Source organism: Cohnella sp. 56, from assembly GCF_037963805.1.
Taxonomy (GTDB): Bacteria; Bacillota; Bacilli; order Paenibacillales; family Paenibacillaceae; genus Cohnella.
The window spans coordinates 540,057-559,116 of sequence record NZ_JAZDQE010000002.1 but is presented as its reverse complement, the minus strand read 5'-3'; the positions used below and the strand labels follow the sequence as shown (position 1 = coordinate 559,116).

13 protein-coding genes and 1 riboswitch are annotated in these 19,060 nt (G+C 61.9%); all 13 genes read right to left on the bottom strand.

Annotated features, from left to right (window positions below):
• Positions 1–66: 66 nt before the first annotated feature.
• Positions 67–843, bottom strand: a complete 777-nt coding sequence (locus VQ071_RS05375; protein WP_340512832.1) for an ABC transporter ATP-binding protein — start codon at positions 841–843, stop codon at positions 67–69.
• The gene (locus tag VQ071_RS05370) at positions 840–1,613 is read right to left on the bottom strand and encodes an ABC transporter permease (protein ID WP_340512831.1); all 774 of its coding nucleotides are present in this window, start codon (positions 1,611–1,613) and stop codon (positions 840–842) included. The genes VQ071_RS05375 and VQ071_RS05370 overlap by 4 nt, the downstream gene beginning before the upstream one ends.
• Positions 1,603–1,908 (bottom strand): thiamine-binding protein, encoded by a 306-nt coding sequence (locus VQ071_RS05365; protein WP_340512830.1) that lies wholly within the window; start codon positions 1,906–1,908, stop codon positions 1,603–1,605. Before VQ071_RS05365 ends, VQ071_RS05370 begins: the two co-directional genes overlap by 11 nt.
• Positions 1,909–1,963: 55 nt before the next feature.
• Positions 1,964–3,040 carry an ABC transporter substrate-binding protein gene (locus VQ071_RS05360; protein WP_340512829.1) on the bottom strand — a complete coding sequence of 359 codons (1,077 nt, stop codon included), beginning with the start codon at positions 3,038–3,040 and terminating at the stop codon, positions 1,964–1,966.
• Between the two features lie 102 nt (positions 3,041–3,142).
• Positions 3,143–3,257: riboswitch (TPP riboswitch) on the bottom strand.
• 131 nt (positions 3,258–3,388) lie between these two features.
• Positions 3,389–4,468: a glycoside hydrolase family 76 protein gene (locus VQ071_RS05355; RefSeq protein ID WP_340512927.1), complete on the bottom strand. Its 1,080-nt coding sequence runs from the start codon at positions 4,466–4,468 to the stop codon at positions 3,389–3,391.
• Positions 4,469–4,549: 81 nt separating this feature from the next.
• Positions 4,550–5,773: a glycoside hydrolase family 76 protein gene (locus VQ071_RS05350; protein WP_340512828.1), complete on the bottom strand. Its 1,224-nt coding sequence runs from the start codon at positions 5,771–5,773 to the stop codon at positions 4,550–4,552.
• Positions 5,774–5,782: 9 nt separating this feature from the next.
• On the bottom strand, positions 5,783–6,712 hold the full coding sequence (locus tag VQ071_RS05345) for a carbohydrate ABC transporter permease (protein ID WP_340512827.1): 930 nt from the start codon (positions 6,710–6,712) through the stop codon (positions 5,783–5,785).
• Positions 6,713–6,725: 13 nt separating this feature from the next.
• Positions 6,726–7,613 (bottom strand): carbohydrate ABC transporter permease, encoded by an 888-nt coding sequence (locus VQ071_RS05340; RefSeq protein WP_340512826.1) that lies wholly within the window; start codon positions 7,611–7,613, stop codon positions 6,726–6,728.
• An 88-nt stretch (positions 7,614–7,701) separates the two neighbouring features.
• Positions 7,702–9,030, bottom strand: a complete 1,329-nt coding sequence (locus VQ071_RS05335; RefSeq protein WP_340512824.1) for an ABC transporter substrate-binding protein — start codon at positions 9,028–9,030, stop codon at positions 7,702–7,704.
• Positions 9,031–9,112: 82 nt separating this feature from the next.
• Positions 9,113–10,426, bottom strand: a complete 1,314-nt coding sequence (locus tag VQ071_RS05330) for a glycoside hydrolase family 125 protein (RefSeq protein ID WP_340512823.1) — start codon at positions 10,424–10,426, stop codon at positions 9,113–9,115.
• Between the two features lie 25 nt (positions 10,427–10,451).
• Positions 10,452–11,549, bottom strand: a complete 1,098-nt coding sequence (locus tag VQ071_RS05325; RefSeq protein WP_340512822.1) for a glycoside hydrolase family 76 protein — start codon at positions 11,547–11,549, stop codon at positions 10,452–10,454.
• Between the two features lie 245 nt (positions 11,550–11,794).
• Positions 11,795–12,952, bottom strand: coding sequence for a GntR family transcriptional regulator (locus VQ071_RS05320; RefSeq protein WP_340512821.1), 1,158 nt, complete (start codon positions 12,950–12,952; stop codon positions 11,795–11,797).
• A gap of 272 nt (positions 12,953–13,224) precedes the next feature.
• Positions 13,225–18,891, bottom strand: coding sequence for an S-layer homology domain-containing protein (locus VQ071_RS05315; protein ID WP_340512820.1), 5,667 nt, complete (start codon positions 18,889–18,891; stop codon positions 13,225–13,227).
• Positions 18,892–19,060 lie beyond the last annotated feature (169 nt).

The window sequence follows — 19,060 nt, the reverse complement described above, 5'->3', positions numbered from 1 at the left end:
AAGACGTTGGTGCGGACAAGAAGCGGCGAGCCCGGATGCCCGCCGCAGGCAGCATCGCCTCCGCCATCATCCGCGCCCCTCTCCGCGCTCGAGCAGCGCCAGTATGTCTTCCTTCAGCGCCACGAAGGCAGGCTCCTTCCACACATCCGCCCTGCGCGGCCGCTCGAACGGCACTTCGATCTCGCGCAGCACGGTAGCCGGCGCCCTGGACAGCACATAGATGCGGTCCGACAGCGTCAGCGCCTCCTCGATGCTGTGCGTGACGAACAGCACGGAGCGCCGCTCCTCCTCCCACAGCCGCAGCAGCCAGGCCTGCATCTCCGCTCGCGTGAGCGCATCGAGCGCGGCGAACGGCTCGTCGAGGCACATGACGCTACGCGGCATGAGCAGCGCCCGCAGGAACGACACCCGCTGCTGCATCCCGCCCGACAGCACCTGCGGATACTCGTCCGCCACCTCGCCGAGCCCGATGCGCTCCAGCCACTCCGCTGCCAGCGCGGCTGCCCTGCGCCGCTCGATGCCTGCCGTCGCGAGCGCCGAAGCGATGTTGCCGGCGACCGACTGCCACGGGAACAGCGACGCCTGCTGCGGCATGTAGCTGATATGCCCCCGCTGTCCGGTTGTGTCCGCCCCCCCGATGAGGACGGTCCCGCCGTCGGGGCGCTCGACGCCGCCGATCAGCCTGAAGAGCGTCGACTTGCCGCTGCCCGACGGACCGAGCAGGGTGACGAATTCGCCCTCCCTCACGGTCAGCGAGATGCTGGCCAGCACGGGATGGCGCTTTTTGCCGCGCGCGTAGCTCTTATGAACATCGATCAGCTCGAGCTTCGCCTGTCCGCTCATCGCGCTCCCCCTTCCCGGCCCGCCGGCCGCCAGCGCACGACGAGTCGCTCGAGCAGCACCGCGATCCCGTAGAAGGCCAGCGCCATCCCGACGATACAGACGATTGCGCCGAATACGCTCGTCGTATCGTAGCCCTTGGACTTGAGCACCAGGTAGTAGCCGATGCCCTCGCTCGCGCCGAGCCACTCCGCCACGATCGCGGCCGTAATGCTGTACGTCGCCGTAATCTTGAGCCCCGAGAAAAAGTACGGCAGCGAAGCCGGCAGCTCCAGCCGCCGCAGCACCGTGAACCGGTCCGCCCCGATCATCGCCAGATACTCCCGCAGATGCGGATCGGCCTGCCCGAGACCGGACAGCATCGACCAGGCGATCGGGAAGTAGCAGACGAGCGCCAGCAGCACGAGCTTGGGCGCCAGGCCGAAGCCGAGCCAGATGATGAGCAGCGGCCCCAAGGCGATCAGCGGGATGTTCTGCGTGATGATGATGATCGGCGAGAGCGCCGCGCGGACGACGGGAATCAGATGGAAGACGATCGCCGACAGCACGCCGAGTCCGATGCCGAGCCCGACGCCCTTGAGCGCGAGCCGCAGCGTGGAGCCGCTCTGGACCAGCAGCCGGTCACGCTGATCCCACATCCGCTCGCCGATGGCGAGCGGCGACGGCAGCTTGTAGGGCTTGATATGCCACAGCTCGACGCTGAGCTGCCAGAGGATCAGCGCGCCGAGCAGCGTACCGATGGGCAGCAGCCACCTGCCTGTCCTACTGTCCATCGGGGTATTTGCGCAGCAGATGCGCCATCGAGGCGCCGTCCGAGCCGTGGACGAGCAGCTTGATCTGGGACAGCACCGACGGGCTGCCCTTCTCGAACATCGCCCGGTTCATGTCCTTGACGATATCGAGCAATTGATCGAGGTCGCCCTCCATCGTCGTCTCCAGCGGGCCGACCCGGTAGTCGACGCCAGACGCCTTGATGATCTCGATCGCGCGGTCGACGTACAGATGCGTATCATCCTCGTGGTTTGCGGCCTTCGGCAATATTTGAATGCTCAGCAGCGCTTGCGCCATGTCCGTATCCTCCTCGTGCGGGGCGGACCTACGCGCCCGTCCCGCTATCTTTTATTTATTGCGGCAAAAATTCGTTCGTAAACATCGCGTCGTAGTCGAGATCCTTCGTCAGCAGCTTGTGCTCCTTCAGGAACTCGGCGTAGCCCGACCATACTTCCTTTTTCTGTTCGCCCCAGCGCGGCGCGTCGTCCTTGTACTTCGGACTGAGCCATGCCTGGCTTGCCTTGACGAGCTCCGCGTTCAGATCGGGATTGGCCTTCAGCAGCATATCCGCCGCTTCGGCCGGGTGGTCGATCGCGTACTGGTAGCCCTCCGAGGCGCCTTCCACGAACGCGCGGACGACGTCCGGCTTGTTCTTGATCATCTTCTCGCTCGTCGTCAGCACCGGCGTATAGTAGTCGAGGCGCTTGTCGAAGTCGGACAAATATACCATGTTCAGGCTGATGCCCCGCTGCTCGGCCTCGACGCCGGTCCAGCCGTAGAAGATCCATTCGAAGTCGATGTCCTTCTGGACGGCGGTGAAAAAGTCGGCGCTGCCCGCATTGACGAACTTGACCTTCTTCACGTCGGCTCCCTGCTTCTGCATCATCGAGCCGATGACGGCTTCTTCGGCCGGCGAGCCCCAGCCGCCGTAGCTATGGCCTTCGAAGTCCTTGGGCTCCTTGATGCTCTTGTCCGCGGGCGAAGCGAAGCCCGACGTATTGTGCTGTATGATGGCCGCGAGCGAGACGATCGGCATGTCGTTCTCTCTCGCCAGCGTCAAGCCCTCCTGCGCGCCGACGCCGAAGTCCGCCGCGCCCGTCGCGACCATCTGATCCGCGCCGCTCTCCGGCGGCAGCACGATCTCGACGTCGAGGCCGCGTTTTTTCCAGTAGCCCTGGTTGGCCGCGACGTACAGCCCCGTATGGTTCGTGTTCGGCGTCCAGTCGAGCACGACTTTGACCTTGCCGAGATCGGCCGCCTGCCCGCCCGAGGCGGATGCCGACGCCGATGCCCCGGCGCCGGACGAACCCGTCGCCGCCGGGCTGCCGCCCCCTTCGTTCCCGCCGCCATTTCCGCAGCCCGCCACGATCAGCAGCGCCGCGACCGCGGCCGCTCCTTTAACCTTCCAGCCTTTGACCCGCAATCCCATCTGTCTTCTGCTCCCTCTCCTGCGCCTTGCCTGCGACAAATCAAAAAACGCCCCCCGTATACGGAGGGCGTCCTAAATAAGCATGGACAATATGCGCGAAAAAAATCGCGCTTCCCGCCTCCCTACGCTGGTCCTAACCAGATCAGGTTCAAGGGTCTGCATCGTCGTAGCGGGATGCACTCTCAGCCGGCCTAGCCCAGCTCCCCCGGGGTTTGTTCGATTGTCGACAAACATCGGTCGTCGTTGATATCGCTTCTCATTATAGCAGAACGCCCGCATCTGTCCAGCATGAAAAAGCCGGCGCCGCGCTCGTTCGTGCCGCAGAACGCATAATGGACGGAGCTTTCTTCAATCCGTCTCCGGGGCGAATGCGGCATCCGCAGCCGGCAGCAGCCCGCGCTTCTCCAGCTCCGCCAGCCGCTCGAACAGGAACACGCCGCTAAGCTGTGCGCTGAGCGAGACCTTGCCTGCCGGTGCGGAGCGCCAATCCGTACCGAATAAATGACGGCCCTCGTCATGCGTTGCATGCGCCGCCGACCATAGCGACTCCCCGTTGCGGAGCAGCCAGGCAGCCGACGCGGACGACGCTCCCCGCGACTCCGCAGCAAGATCGGCCAGGTACCGGACGAGTATACCTTTGAACAGACCGCCGTCGCCGTCGCCTTCGTCCGGAAGAATGCCGCCGGCCCATTCGTCGGACGCGGCCTGTGCGGTCCGGTTCGCGTCGGCGAGATATGCCTCATCTCCCGTCGCCCGGAACAGCTCGACCGCGGCGCCGATATAGACGCCCTGGCAGTACGTGAAGCGCCATGCCTTGTCGATCGCGCCGTCGCCCAGGCGATTCATCCCGTCCCACACGAAGCCGGTCTCCGGATCGACGAGCTGCCGCTTGAGCCAATCGTAGATCCGGACTGCCCAAGTCAAGTCCTCCTCCCGGCCGAAGCGCCGATAGAGCCGGACGGCCACAATCGCGGCAGGTCCGTTGGCCGGCGTGTTTTTGTATCCGAGCTGCTCCTTGTGCCACGCGATGCCGCCGCCCATCGTATCGTTCCATCCGGTCCGGATATCGTCCCAGAGCGACAGCGCCGTCTGCTTGTACCGCTCCTCGCCGGTCGCGTCGTATGCGCGCAGCCAGGCGATCGCCATCCACTCCATATCGTCATACAGCAGATTGGGGAAATCGCCGCCGTTTTTCGTGCGGATGCCCTCGTGAAGCTCGGCCAGCCGGTCGGCATATCGGTCGTCGCCCGTGCGCAGCAGGCCGTCCGCCAGGCCGTCCGCGGCATGCGCCATCCACCAGTAATGAAAAATCGTGTTGCACATGCCGTCCGGACACGGCGTCTCGATATCGTACATCCGAATGGATGCGTTCCAAAATTCCTTGTCCAACGTTTGCTGCGCTTTTTCGGCCCGTTCGTTCCACAACATGTCGCTCACGCTCCCTATCCCTCTATGCTGTCTTTATTTTCGCAGCGCTGCGTCGCCGATACGCGGACGCAGCGCCGAGCGTTATTTCAGCAGGCCCGCCCGCTCCAGGCGGGCGACCGTCTCGAGCAGCATCACGCCGCTCAGATCGGCGCTCAGCTCGACGACCGTCTCGGGCGGCTGCGACCAGGCCGGTCCGAACAATGCGTTCCTTTTGGTGTCGCCTTCGCTCCCGCCGTTCGACTTGTTGGCGGACTCGCCCTCCGAACGCCCCGCCGCCTGTCCGTCCGTCCACAGACGGCTCGCGTTCGCCAGGAGCAGCTTCGCCCGCCCGGACGACGCGCCGTCCGCCTCGATCAGCTCGCCCATATAACGGACGAATACGCCCTTGAACAAGGCGCCGTCGCCATCGCCTTCGGACGGCAGCAAGCCCGCCGGGCCGCCGGCCAGCACCGCTGCCGCCGCATCGGCCGTCCGCCTGGCCGACACCAGGTACGCTTCATCGTTCGTCGCGCGGTACAGCTCCACAGCGGCGCCGATATAGACGCCTTGGTTGTACGAGAATTGCCACGCCTCGTCGATCGCGCCGTCGCCCGTCCGGTTGATGCCGTCCCAGACGAAGCCGGTGTCGGGATCGACCAGTGTACGGCTTTCCCATTCGTAGATGCGCCTGGCCCAGCTCAGATCCTCGGGATCATGGAAACGCTCGTACAAGCGGGCCGCAAGTATGACGGACGGCGCATTCGCGGGCGTGTTTTTGTAGTCCGTCTGCTCCTTGCGCCAGGCGATGCCGCCGCCGGTCTCGTCGTTCCAGCCGCCCCGGATATCCGCCCACAGCGTCAGCGCGGCGTCCTTGTAGCGCGGCTCGCCGGTGGCGTCGAACGCACGCAGCCAGGCCAGCCCCATCCAAGCCATATCGTCGTAATAATCGTTCGGCCATACCTCCGCGTTGCGCGCGAGCAGGCCGTCGTACAGGGAAGCGAGCCGCTCCGCGTATTTGGCTTCGCCGGTCCGCTCGTACCCGTCCTTCAATACGTCCGCTGCATGCGCCAGCCACCAGTAATTAAACGGGTCCGTGCACATCTGCAAAATGCAAGGCGCAGCGTTGTTGTACAGCCTGCGCTTGGGGTCCCAGAAAGCCCCGTCCAGCGCGGTCTGCGCAGCCTCCGCCCGCGCCGCCCACACGCCCGCGCGGGAGCCGTCCGTACCGGCGGCTCCGTGCAGCGCTCCGGCCCGCCACGCCCAGCCTGCGGCCGCCAGCAGCAAGGCGGCGACGGCAATCCATGTCCAGCCGGCCTTCCTCGTCATCCGCACGCCTTACCCCTTCGTGCCGCTGAACGCGATGCCTTGCACGAAGTACTTTTGCAGGGCGAGAAACAGCACCAGAATCGGCAGAATCGCGATCAGCGCCCCCGCCATCATCGGACCGAAGTCGGTCTGATGGTTGTAGGAGAACGCCTGCAGTCCCATCTGGATCGTCGCCTTGTCCGGATCGTTGAGAATAATCATCGGCCACAGGAAGCTGTTCCAGCCCGCCTGGAAGGTGAAGATGCCGAGCGTGGCCAGCGCCGGCTTCGTCAGCGGCCAATAGATGTTCCAGAAAATCCGGAATTCGCCCGCCCCCTCGATCCGGGCCATCTCCATCATGTCGGACGGCAGGGTGAGGAAAAATTGACGCATGAAAAATACCGCGAACGAGCCGGAGGCGCCGGGCAGGATAATGCCCCAGAACGAGTTGAGGAACCCGTTGCCTCCGGCTCCGTACCAATCGTTGCCCCCGGCGAACGGGAAGTGCTTCAGTACGTAGAAGCTCGGAATCATCGTCACGATGCCCGGTATCATCATCGCGGCGAGCAGCACGCGGAACAGCGGCTTGTTCAGCCTGAAGTTCAGCTTCGCGAACGCGAACCCGCTGAGCGAGCCGAAAAACAAGTTCGCCGCCACGCCCGATGCGGCAAGCACGAGCGAGTTCCAGAAGTACAGGCCGAACGGCACGGTCGTGAACGCTGCGCGGTAGTGCTCCAGCGTCAGCCGCGACGGCAGCCATCGGATCGGCATGGAGAAGATCTCGTCGCTCGGCTTGAGCGAGGTAATCAGGCTCCAGAAAAACGGAAGGAACATAAACACCGAGATCGCGATGCTGACTGCGTAAAAAACGATCCGCCAAAACAAACGCGAAGCAGACGCCGAGACAGCGGGCCTGCGGCTTGCGCGAGCGGCCCCTGCGGCCGCAGATTTGACACTCATATCCGCATCCCCCTCACACGACCGATTCTTCGGATTTGTTGACGCGCATGTTGACGATCGAGAAGATCAGAATCGCGAGCGCCAGAATGAACGCCTGCGCCGAAGCGTAGCCCATTTGCAGTTGGTTGAAGCCTTGCTGATAGATCAGGTAGACCGGCGTCTTCGTGACGTTGCCCGGACCGCCCTGGGTGAGCACGAATGCCTGGTCGAACAATTGCAGCGCGCCGATGATCGACATCGTGCTCACGAGAAACGTCGTCGGCCGCAGCTGCGGCCAGGTAATATAGCGGAACCGCTGGAGCGCATTCGCGCCGTCGAGCTTGGCGGACTCGTAGAGATAATCCGGCACGCCCTGGAGGCCCGCGATATAGATGATCATATTCGAGCCGATCGACTGCCAGAGCGTCACGAGAATGATCGACAGCATCGCCGTCTCCGTCTGCGCGAGCCAGGCGGGACCGGTAATGCCGATATATCCGAGCAAGGTGTTGACGAGGCCGTACTCCGGATGAAGCAGCCATACCCATACCGTGGCCGCGGCGACCGCGGATGTGAGCGTCGGCATATAGTTCATCGTGCGGAACAGCCGGACGCCGAAGCGCCGGAAGTTGAGCAGCATCGCGATGCCGAGCGAGATCAAAATATTGAGCGGCACGAAAATAACCGTATAATACGCGACATTTTTGAAGGTGGTCCAATAGAGGTCGTCGTGCAGCAGTCGCTTGTAGTTGTCGAAATTTACCCAATCGCGGTTTTTGACGACGTCATAGTTGGTAAAGCTGAAATAAAACGCCATGACGACGGGAACGACAGTGAAAATCACAAACAAGAGAATCGTCGGCGTGATGAACATGTATGCGGTTCTGGCTTGATGGCGGTTCAGCTTGCTGATGGAAGCCATGGGCGCTCCTCCTTTCGGATCGGTCGGTCAAGTTCGCGCGGGCCGCATCGTCCGCGACAGAGAAAAGGGAGGTCGCCCTCCCTCCTTTTCACTCGACGACCGCGTTGTCCTGCAGCAGCTTGTCGCCCTGCTGCTGCGCTTTTTTCAGCGTATCCTCCGCGCTCTGCTTGCCTTGCTGGAACAGCTGCACGTTCGGAACGAGCGCGTCGCCCTCCATCACGGAATAGCCCGGATGCGTCGGACGGATCTTCGCGATCTCCAGCGTCTCGAGGAACGGCTTCCAGAACGGATCGTCCTGGAAGAACGGGTCCTCGATCGCCGGCTTGAAGCCGGGAATGTTCAAGCTCGTCTTGGCCCACAGGAGCGCATTGTCCTTGTTCGCCGTCCACCACTTGACGAATTCCCACGCCTCCTGCTGATGCTTGGAGCCTTCCGGAATGACGAGTCCGAAGCCGCCCATGACGCTTCCCTTGTCTCCGTTCGGGCCGGCCGGCGGCGGCACGACGCCGAAGTCGAGATCCTTGCCGTATTTTTTGTACGTCGTCAGCATCCAAGGCCCGTTGTAGGTCATCGCGAGCTTGCCTGTCGCGAATGCGTCGGTCGATTCGCCGAGGCCTTGCTCGAAGCCGATTTTATACACCTTGTCCTGGTTCAGCAGACGATCCCAATAGTCGAGTACGGCTTTGCCCTTGTCGTTGTTGAAATTTGTTTTGCCGTCGTCGGTCAGCATCGTGCCGCCCGCCTGCTGGAGGTACATATTGAACAGACCCGCGTCGCCCAGCGAAAAGCCCGCAACCTGAAGCTTGCTGCCGTTCCACTTCGTCGTCTTGATCGCGGCGTCCTCCAGCTCCTGCCAGTTCGTGGGCGGATTGGCTACGCCTGCGTCGGCGAGCAGCTTCTTGTTGTAGAACAGCGCGCGCGCATCGACGGTAAGCGGCAGACCGTACAATTGATCCTTGTAGGTCAGCTCCTTCAGCGCTTCGCCGTAGAAATCGTCCTTGCTGATGCCGTCCTTGGCGAGATAATCGTCAAGCGGATGCAGCACGTTTTTCGGCGCGTAGAGCGATGTGCGCCAGCGGTCCCAGAACAGGATATCGGGCGAGCCGCCGGAGGTGGCCGCGGTCAAAAACTTTGTAATCATGTCCTGCTGGAGCACATATTTCACTTTGATGCGGTCTTGGGATTTGTTGAAGGCGTCGACCATCGTCTCGAACTGCTTCTGGCCTTCGCCGCTCCAGTCGCCCCAGAAGGTCAGCTCGACGGGTTTGCCCGAGGACTTGCCGGACGATTCGCTGGCGGACGAAGCTGCGGTAGAGGAAGGGCTGGCGTTGCCTTTGCCGGACGAGCCGCCGCTGCAGCCTGCGAGCGCTGCGGTGGAGATGCTGGCGATTGCCATAAGCGAGATCCATTTTTTCATGCGTGAAGCCTCCCTTTTTTATGTTCGAGCTTGTTATTTCAATACGGGGACGTCTGTCCTGCCCGTCTGAAACCGTTGGCCGTCAAACGCGCGCCTCGCGGCGGTGCGCGGCGACGCGAATGCCGCAATAATCCATAAGCAACTCGCAAAACATCATGTTCGCCCAGGAGAACCAGGGCCTCGAATAAACCGTCGGATCGTCCGCCGAGAAGCCTTCGTGCATCATCTCCGTACCGGCATCGGTGCCGGCCATCAGGAGCAGCAGCCGCATCTTTTCCGCCCGGTCCGTCGCGGTGAGACCCTGCATCGCAAGCGCGATATGCCAGATATAGCCGTCCGGCGTATGCGGACTGCCGACTCCCCGGGCCGCAGTTCCTTCATAATAATAAGGATTGGCGGCACTCAGCACGAAGCGGCGCGTATTCGCATAAACCGGGTCCTCCGCGGAGACGTAGCCGAGATACGGAATGGAGAGCAGGCTCGGCACATTGGCGTCGTCCATTAACAGATGCGCGCCGAGGCCGTCCGTCTCGTAGGCGAAAATGCGGCCATGCTCCGGATGCTCCACAATTCCGTGCGCGCGGATGCCTCCGTCGATCTCGGCGAGCAGGGCGTCGGCTTCCTCGGCCAGCCGCTCGTCGCCGAGCACCTGTCTCGCCATCTCGGCGAGCTGCCCCAGCGCGACGACTGCGAACATATTCGCCGGCACCAGATAGCCGTAGGTGCAGGCGTCGTCGCTCGGGCGAAAGCCGGACCAGGTCATCCCGGTGAAGCCGACCCCCGCGCCCCGGCCGTCCCGGGTCAACGTATCGGTGGGCGGACAATCGGTTCGTTCGAAGCGGTAGGAGGACCGCGCTTCGTGATGCTGCTCCGTGCGCCAGGTTGCGATGATGCGTCTGGCCGCCTCCGCGAACGTCGGCGTGAGATGGGCGGTCCGCCCGGTGTTTTTCCATTGCAGATAGGCCAATTGAATCGGATAGCAGAGCGAGTCGATCTCGTACTTGCGCTCCCACAGCCACGGGCTCATCTCGGTGCGGTCGGCCTGATGGCCCTTGCCCGTCGGGCCTTCATTGAACGCATTCGCATAAGGGTCCTGCAATATGCAGTCGGTCTGTCTGCGCACGAGCCCTTCGATCATATCGGCAAGCTCGGGCGCCTCGGCCGCCAGCGCGAGGAACGGCCGGACCTGCGCGGCAGAATCCCGCAGCCACATCGCGGGAATGTCGCCGGTAATGACGAAGGTCGTGCCGTCCGCCATCCGCTGCACCGTCGTCTGCAGCGTGTTCAGCAGCGCATTGTGAAAAATGCGGGCCAGCTTAGGATGCGCTTGTGTCGCGGCTGCGACGCGGTCCACCAGCTTTGTTAACGCTTGCTTCGTTGCGGGCGATAGTTCCATCTGCCAGCCTCCTCTCTAGTTGTCGTCAAGCATTCGTCTTGTCCTGGTCCGCACGGATGCTGACCGCGGGCAGCGCGGCGGCCATCTCGAGCAGCATCAGCCCGCTCAGTTGGGCGCAGAGCTGAACCTTCGGCTCCACCGGCGCCGTCCAAGAGCGGCTGATCAGCCCCCGCTCGCTTCGTCCGGTGTCCCACAGCGCATTCGCGTTGCGCAGCAGCAGCTCGCGGATGTCGCGGCGCTCCGGGCGAAGCTTCAGAAGCTCGTGCAGGTAGCGGACGAAGATGCCTTTGAACAATCCGCAGTCGTCCTCACCTTCGTTCGGGAGAAGCCCAGTATCCGGGTGCGCGAACCGCTCGATCGCGGTGTCGGCCGTACGGACGGCGTCGTGCAGGTAGTCCGGGTTCCCGGTGCAGCGGTACAGCTCCAGACCCGCTCCGATAAACACGCCCTGGCAGTATGTATAATGCCAGTCGTAGTCGATCTTCCCGTCGCCGAGCCGATTCATGCCGTCCCAGACGAAGCCGGTGCCGGGATCGACGAGGTTGGCTTTGTTCCATTCATAGATCCGCACGGCCCAATCCAGATCCGCCGGGTCCTCGAACCGCTGGTAGAGGCGGGCGGCCAGGATCGCTGCCGGAGCATTGGCCGGCGTGTTTTTGTAATCCAGTTGATCCTTTTTCCAGGCCATGCCGCCGCCCATATGTCCGTTCCAGGCGGTCCGGATGCTGGACCAGAGCACGCCGGCGTCCGTCCGGTACCGCGCCTGCCTGGTCGCGTCATACACGCGGAGCAGCGCCAGCGCCATCCATTCCATATCGTCATAGTAATTGTGCAGGAGCGTGCTCCCGTTCAATCGGCGGACCCCTTCGACGACCCGATCGATCCGCGCCAGGTAGGCGGCGTCGCGCGTGCGCTCGTAGCCGTCTGCGAGCGCGTCGATGACATGCGCATGCCACCAGTAAATGAAGTGATCGTTGCAATCCGGTTCGAACGGAGCCAGCTGATTCATAATTCCGAGCTGCTCGTTCCAAAAGTTGTATAGCAGCTCTTCCTGGGCGGCCTCGGCGCGGGCTTGCCGCTGTCCGACTGTCGTGACTTCGATCGGGAGCTTCACATCATTCATGCCCCATTGTTCCCTCCCCGCTTATGAAACGCTTACAAAACCGAGTATAATATCATGCAAATAATATGTCAATATATAATATAATCAAAAATAATGATTAAAATTTATATTGATATATTAATGTCGTGAAATAACAATTGCGCTTCCGCCTTCACGCAAACACAAAAAAACGTCAGGCACGGTCTTCCTGACGATTGTTTGCTTTGTATTCGATTGCTGCCGCCCAACTGCAGCCCGTAGCTTGACTATAGCTGCCCGATCCGGGAGGGCGACAACACAGCCGTGGATTTGCCTACGATCAGCTCCGCCTCGAGCGCGATCTTGTGCGGAACCGTCTTGCCGTCGCGCAGCTGCAGCACGTTCTCGAATGCCGCGCGCCCCATTTCTTCCTGGTTTTGGCGCAGATGGGTGAAGGAAAATCCGCTTCCGTTGTCCGGACAATCGAAGCAGACGATCGACAGATCCCGCGGTACGTCCAGGCCGAGCTGCCGCGCCGCTTCTCTGGCGAGCAGGGCGATATTGTATTCCATCGCGAAGAAGGCGGAGATCTCCGGGTGCTCGAGCAGGTGGCGCTTGATCTTTTCGATATCTTTGGCTTTGTTCTCCTCCGTGTAGGCGTTCGGCAGCGTGGAGGTGACGCTGAGCCAGAGCTCGCGGTCGACGACGATTCCTTTCTCCGCATGCGCCTGCACATATCCCTCGATCCTGTCCTCGACCGCCGTCGTATCCGTCGGAGGGGGCGTAATAATCGCGACATGCTTGTGCCCCAGCTCGAACAAATAATCGGTCCCGCGCTTTGCCCCGGACACGTTGTCCGAGCTGATGGAGCCGGCGGATATCCCCTTGAGATGCCGATCGACGAGCACGAACGGGAACTTGTCGATGACGAGCTTCAGAATCTCCGCATTAAAGTACTCGCCCTGCGCCGGGAAGATGATCAGTCCGTCGACGCCGAGCTCCAGCATGCTCTTGATCGCTTGCTCCTCGAGAGACGGGATGCCGAACGAACGGCGGAGCACGAGAAACGCATCATGCTGCCTCGACGCCTCCTCCATCCCATAAACGAGACCGGTGCCGTAGCTGTCGCTGAAATCGGTCATGACCAATCCGATCATTGGCCTGGCGGCCGGTCCCGCGCCCCGGCCGCCGCTCTTGCCCGGCGCGGCCGCAGCCGATGCGCCCATCGACGCAGGATCGGCCACGAATGAGCCGCGCCCCGGCCGCCGGACGATCAGCCCGCCGTCGGCGAGCAGCTCGAGCGCCTTCTTGCTTGTGATGCGGCTGACGCTGTAGGCTTCCGCCAGCTCCTTCTCCGACGGGACGCGCTCCCCGACCTTGTATTGCCCCGATCGGATCTCTTCGCGCAGCTTATCGTATATTTGTTCATACATAGAGCTCGACATCGTTTTTTCCCCTTTCCAGCGGCACCTCAATATCTTATATATAACAATATATCATGATATATAATGCTTGTGAAGGACATGCGGACACTCGGTTGCGACCGGAGCTTCGGACAGAGAAAGACCGTCGAGACAATCTCGACCGTCCGCGGCGGCGACCTCCTCCTCGAGCTTGGCCGCAATCGGGATGCTTGACGCGCAAAAAAACGCCTTGCGGTCATCTCGTCGATGGCCGGCAAGGCGTGTGGGTGGCGGCGGCTGGAGCCGCCGCTGCGTTATTGTTGCTCGAACAGCCGGTAGATCGCCGTCGCAGCCTGCGCTCTCGTCGCAGAAGCCGCCGGTGTGAAGGCGCCTGCGCCGGTGCCTTGCAGGATGCCCGCGCGCTGCATGGCAGCCGCCGCTTCCTGCGCATACGGCGCGATGGCGTCCGCGTCCGTGAACATCGCGGCTTGCGCAGCAGACGAAGCTGTCAGGTCAAGCTGCAACTGGTTTGCCGCGCGGTACAGCATGGCGGCCATCTCTTGGCGCGTGATCGGCGCGTTGAGACCGAAGGTACCGTCCGGCCGCCCGGTCACGATGCCGAGCTTCGCCGCCGAGGCGACGGCGTCCGTATACCACTGGCCTGCGGCGACATCCGTGAATGCGGGCGCATCCGCGCTCGCTCCGGACGCCAGCTCGAAGGCGTTCGCCAGCATCGTGACGAATTCTGCCCGCGTCACGATGCCGTTCGGACGGAACATGCCGTTGCCGTCCCCGCGAACCGCGCCCCGCGCAGCCAGCGCTTCGACGGCGGGCGCCGCCCAGGCATGCTGCTGCAAGTCGGTGAAGAGCGTCTTCGCGGAAGCCGCCGCATACAGGCTGAAGTGCGCCGGCGCGAACCGGACCGTGCCTGTCGCCGCATCGTATCGGCTGTTCACGACCGGCATCATACGTCCTTCGTCGTCGATGGAATAGACGATGGCCTGCCCGGCCTGCTGGCCTGCGCCCAGCGAATAAGGCACAGCGACATGTACAGCGCCGCGCTTGCCGAACTGCTCTACGCTGCGCCCGCCAACTTCAAGCTTGAAGTCGTAGACGGGACGTCCGGCCAATTGATCCTGCGTCGCCTGCGGCAGCTTCGATACGTCCGCCTTGGCGACCGTCAGCGTGACGGTGTCGCCGGCCTTGGCCTGCGTCGCCAGCCACTGGGCGTCGATCGTCACCGGCGCCAGTCCGTTGTCGATGACGATCGACGACAGCTTGCCTGCGGCCGACGCCGCGAGCAAGGCGTCGCTCGGCAGCGCGACACGCACGCCGGCAGCCGCGGCATTTGGCTTCACCGCAATGCGCAGCTCGGCGCCCGCCAGCGCCTTGATCGCGCCCTCGAGATCCGCCGCGCCGAGCGCGACGCTCGCCAGACCGGAGGCGTCCGCGCTCGCTTCGACCGCGATCCCGCGGCTGTCGATGACCGGCTTCGAAGGATCGGTCACCGGCGTGACCGGCGGATTCGGAATGTACGGCGCGCTCGGCGTCCCTTGGACGGTCACGGCCTCGGATTCATGCCCGGCCGCATCGACTGCCGTCAGGGTCACGCTGTAGCTGACGCCGTTCGTCAAGCCGTCCAGCTCGGCCCGGCGCACGCCCGCGTCCACCTGGCGCCCGGCGATCGGCTGACCGCCCTCGGACTTGCCGGCGATGCGAATGTAGGCCAGATCCGTATCGGCCGGATCGTTCCAGGTCAGGATCAGCTTGCCGTCCGCGGATGTGACACCCACGGCCGATACTTGGCCCGGCGCCTCGTCGTCGCCGGTGCCCGGATCGGTCGCTTCCTTCACGACGAACCGATATTCGGCCGTCGCGCCGCCGTCCCGCGCGGTCGCGGTCACGATGCCGTCGCCGGCCTGCAAGCCGGTGATCCTGGCGCTCGTCGTTCCCGTCGCTGCGTCGTACTTCACATCGCTCACCGATGCGACCTTGTCGTTGCCGGAGGTGAATACGACGGATTTGATCGCCGCATCCGCCGGGCTCAGCGCCGCCGTCAGGCGGAACGATTGTCCGGCTTCGACCGACGCTTCCTGCGCGTCGGACGTCAGCGTGAGACCCGTGACGGGCGGCACGCCCTTAAGCACCAGATCCGCGAGATATTTCGGGTTTTTGTCGCCGCCGATGCCCTCCATATACTGGATCCAGCCGCGGCGCGCCCCGCCGTCGCTATCGTTGATCAGGAACGAGAATCCGATGTCCGTGCCCGACTTGGGAGTCATGCCTTCGGGCATGATCTCCGCCCACGGAATCGCCGCCTCATAGCTGGTCGTCTTGTCTGCTTCATTGCGCTTGATGGCGACCTTCATATGGTCGAACGCGCCCGAGAATTGGCCGGGGACGGCAATCCAGCGATACTTTTGGACCGTGCCGTCGTCGTTCAAGGCGAAGCCGATCTCATTGTAGCCGCGGGAGCCGGCACCGTACACTCTGCCCGGATCGATCGCGAGCTGAATGCCGTCCGCCTGCCAGGTGCTGCCGTCCGTATAAGGCTGATGATGAACGTTATCGGTCGCTTTGATCGCCAGGTACAGGTAGTCGTCGTCCCACATCGTGCGGAACTCCGCGCTCAGGTCCTCCGCTCCGCCCCAGTCGGAGATGCCGACCACCTGCGAAGCCTGATCGATCACCGTTGCCTGGGCATTGCCCCATTCGCCGTCCGTAATATCCCCGTCCACGGTCATCTGCCCCTGTGCGTACATCGCCATCGACAGATCGTTGATGATCTGATCGATATAGATCGCATCTCCGGTATCGGGCTGGATGGTCAGCTTGACATGTGTGCCTTCCTTAATGGCGCCTGCCGGAATCGGCAGCTTGATGACGCGCGACTGGCCCGGATCGATCGCGTCATACTTCACGGCTTCCGTATTATTCGCCCAGTCCGCGGGCTCCGTCACGCTCAGCTTGCCGGCCGGCAAGCTCAGCTTCGAATAATTGTTCTCAATCTCCACCAACAGCTCCCAATCTTGGCGGGCGTCGGCCGGATTCACCGGATTGGCGGCGACAGATACGACGATCGGATTCACCATCTTGACGTCGATCTTCATCTCGCCGACTTTGTTCCCGCTGCGGTCGAATGCGACGATCGCGATCGTATCCGAATCGTGCGCATATCCGTCCGGCACCGTGAACGTCAGCGTATCGATACTTTGCCCTGCCCGGAACGAAGCGTCGCCTTCCAGGCGCCATCCTTCCGGCAAGCTCACGCGATATTCGCCGGACATGGCGGCAGCGGCAGCCGAACGGCTGATATTCACCGTGACAGTATCTCCCGCCGCGACGTTAAGCGCTTCGCTTTGCGCTTTAAAGTTCGGCGCCGCCAGCGACAGTTGATCGCTAAAATTGCCTACATAGTAAACGGGAGTACCCGTTACTGTGGTCGACAGAATGTTGTGGGCCGCTGTCGTATCCGTTCCGTTGCCGAACAGATCGACGGTCGTCAGCTTGTCGGTTCCGAGATTCAAGCCAATCGTTTGCGATTTGTTTTTGGTCCACACGGCGAGGATATCCTTGCCCTTGGACGCGCTGTGGAACTTCAGGATGCGGACATTGTCGTCCAGCTTGTATTCCTTGACGAAGCTCGCGTCGCCAAGCAGGTTCTCGTTGGCCGAGAGCGCGACGTACGCCGGCTTCGCCGAATACGGCCCTCTTTGGCTGAGCAAGCCGAAGTTGCTCTCGTAATCCTCTTTGTCCATGCCGTCGTTCAGCGAGTCGTACCAGAGAACTTTGTCGAGCACGCCGGGATTGGCGAGCACCAGCGTCTTGATCTGTGTCGCGAACGCGGCCTGCTCGACTTCGGAATGGTTGCCCGAGCTCCAGCCGATCTCCGTCGCCCACATCGGCTTGTCGAAGCCGAGCTTTTTGAACGATTCCTTGACGCGAACCATCGTCTCTGCAAACTTCGCGCCCTCCGGACCGGAAGTCGTATACGGATGGAAGGAAATCGCGTCCATGTAATCCCCGCCGCCGGCCTTCAGCAGCGACTCGAGCCAGCCGTAATCGGAAGCGGCGACCGCGCCGCCCATGACGACGGTATCCGGGTTGACCGTTTTGATCGCCGTATAGGCTGCTTGAAGGAGCGCGTTGTATTCCTTGACGCCGAGCCCGTCGCCGAAGCTCCCGTTCCACTCGTTCCAGATCTCGAAGTACTTTACCTTGCCCTTCAGATGCTCGACGACCGCCTTGCAGTAGTTCGCATAGGCTGCGACGGCTTCCGGCGTACGAGGCGCTTTGCCTCCATCGTAAAAACTGTTGCCGAAGTTCAGCTCGACCAACGGCACGATGCCGTTTTGGATTAACGTATCGATGTATTGATCGTAGCCTGCGGGGAACGTATAGACCCCTTTGGTTGTTTCAACATTGCTCCAGTAATATTCGTCCCGCGCATACTTGGCCCCGATATCCTTGAAGAGGGGGGCGATTTTCTCCGCGTTGTACATGCCTCCCCAGGCCAAGTGCGTTTGTGCGCCGAACACGCTGTTAGCGAGCGTATTGGCCGGGTCCAGCTTCTGAATGACGCTGAACGGAATATCCTGCTGGATATCGGTCGTACCGTCCGCATCCTTCGCATTGACGATCAGCGTATAGACGCCTTTCTCCTTGATGTCCAGCTTCAGCTTTTCTATCGTCTTTGCGCCATTGGGAGCCGCTTCTACCGAGACCGAGCCGGTCTTCAGCAATCGGCCGTAGGCGGCGTCGAACACCTGATAGTCAACCGACAGCATATCCGGTTGGCTGTGTTCATTGACGAATTCAAGATTGATCGCGGGCTCCTCGTTCACGTCAAAAATATTGCCGACTTTATCGGATGTGCCGGTCATCGACACTCGCTTCAGCTTCTCGACGGAGATGGAGCCGATCGTGACCGGCTTCGGGGACTCTCCCATCTTCTGTGCCCAGAAGGCAACCCGGAAGTCGCTGCCTTCGGATTCGTTGGCAAACTTGGCATCCTCCAGGACGAACTTATGCACCATCCACTTGTTCGTTCCCGTCAACTGGACGGTCTCCGCTTCCTTCCAGGTCGCCTCTATCGAATTGTAGGCGATCGTGAACTTGCCTAGCTTGCCGTCGTCGGATGACTCGTCGAAGTACTCGACGTCCACCTCTACCCGGTTGTTGCCGCCATAGATATAGGAGTCGTCGACGTTGACCCGAATAAATCCGGGCCATGACTGCGGATTGATCTCCCAGCCCCCCATGCCGTCTTTGGTGACGACCTTGCCCAGTACCCCCTGTTCATACGCTACGGACTGTACGCTCATCAGCTTCGTCTCAAGATTGGAGCCCAACAACGCATAGCTGGACGCTGTCGGAATCGGCCTCAGCTTCTGGACGGAGACGGCTCCGATCGCGACCGGCTTCGGACTCTCGCCCATATTCTGTGCCCAGAAGGCAACCCGGAAGTCGCTGCCTTCGGATTCGTTGGCGAACTTGGCATCCTCCAGGATGAACTTGTGCACCAGCCACTTGTTCGTACCCGTCAACTGGACGGTCTCCGCTTCCTTCCAGGCCGCATCTACCGAATTGTAGGCGATCGTAAACTTCCCTAACACGCCGTCGTCGGAAGCTTCGTCGAAATACTTGACATCCACCTCAACCCGGTTTTTGCCGCCGAAGATATAGGAGTCGTCGACGTTGACCCGAATAAATCCGGGCCATCCGTCCGGGTTGATCTCCCAGCCGTCTGTTCCGTCCTTGGTGACAACCTTGGCCTTGCCCGCGTCATAGGGTACTGCCTGTACGCTCATTAGCTTCGTCTCGACATTGGACCCGAGTATCGCATAGCTGGGCGCTGTCCGGATGTTATCGGCAGTGCTATCGGCAGCAAAGGACGCCAGTGGAAAAAGAGAGGTTATCAGCGTCGTGGCAATGATGCCGGCAATGCTCTTTTTGACGATTTTCGCAATCGATTTTTTCATTCCCGTTGATCCTCCTTTAAAGTCGTGTGCGGCTGCTGTTTTTGCGCCAGGTTCGGCGATTTTATGTGGAGGCCGTCTTCATTCCCTATCCCCTTTCTCTCGCCATCCGGCGTCGCGGCCGATGCTCTACGACACTTTGGCGGCCTGAATGTTAGCGCTTTCATTCAAG

Coding starts and splice junctions, on each gene's coding strand:
- VQ071_RS05375 (WP_340512832.1), bottom strand. CDS start 843: ATGAGCGGACAGGCGAAGCTCGAGCTGATCGATGTTCATAAGAGCTAC.
- VQ071_RS05370 (WP_340512831.1), bottom strand. CDS start 1,613: ATGGACAGTAGGACAGGCAGGTGGCTGCTGCCCATCGGTACGCTGCTC.
- VQ071_RS05365 (WP_340512830.1), bottom strand. CDS start 1,908: ATGGCGCAAGCGCTGCTGAGCATTCAAATATTGCCGAAGGCCGCAAAC.
- VQ071_RS05360 (WP_340512829.1), bottom strand. CDS start 3,040: ATGGGATTGCGGGTCAAAGGCTGGAAGGTTAAAGGAGCGGCCGCGGTC.
- VQ071_RS05355 (WP_340512927.1), bottom strand. CDS start 4,468: ATGTTGTGGAACGAACGGGCCGAAAAAGCGCAGCAAACGTTGGACAAG.
- VQ071_RS05350 (WP_340512828.1), bottom strand. CDS start 5,773: ATGACGAGGAAGGCCGGCTGGACATGGATTGCCGTCGCCGCCTTGCTG.
- VQ071_RS05345 (WP_340512827.1), bottom strand. CDS start 6,712: ATGAGTGTCAAATCTGCGGCCGCAGGGGCCGCTCGCGCAAGCCGCAGG.
- VQ071_RS05340 (WP_340512826.1), bottom strand. CDS start 7,613: ATGGCTTCCATCAGCAAGCTGAACCGCCATCAAGCCAGAACCGCATAC.
- VQ071_RS05335 (WP_340512824.1), bottom strand. CDS start 9,030: ATGAAAAAATGGATCTCGCTTATGGCAATCGCCAGCATCTCCACCGCA.
- VQ071_RS05330 (WP_340512823.1), bottom strand. CDS start 10,426: ATGGAACTATCGCCCGCAACGAAGCAAGCGTTAACAAAGCTGGTGGAC.
- VQ071_RS05325 (WP_340512822.1), bottom strand. CDS start 11,549: ATGAATGATGTGAAGCTCCCGATCGAAGTCACGACAGTCGGACAGCGG.
- VQ071_RS05320 (WP_340512821.1), bottom strand. CDS start 12,952: ATGTCGAGCTCTATGTATGAACAAATATACGATAAGCTGCGCGAAGAG.
- VQ071_RS05315 (WP_340512820.1), bottom strand. CDS start 18,891: ATGAAAAAATCGATTGCGAAAATCGTCAAAAAGAGCATTGCCGGCATC.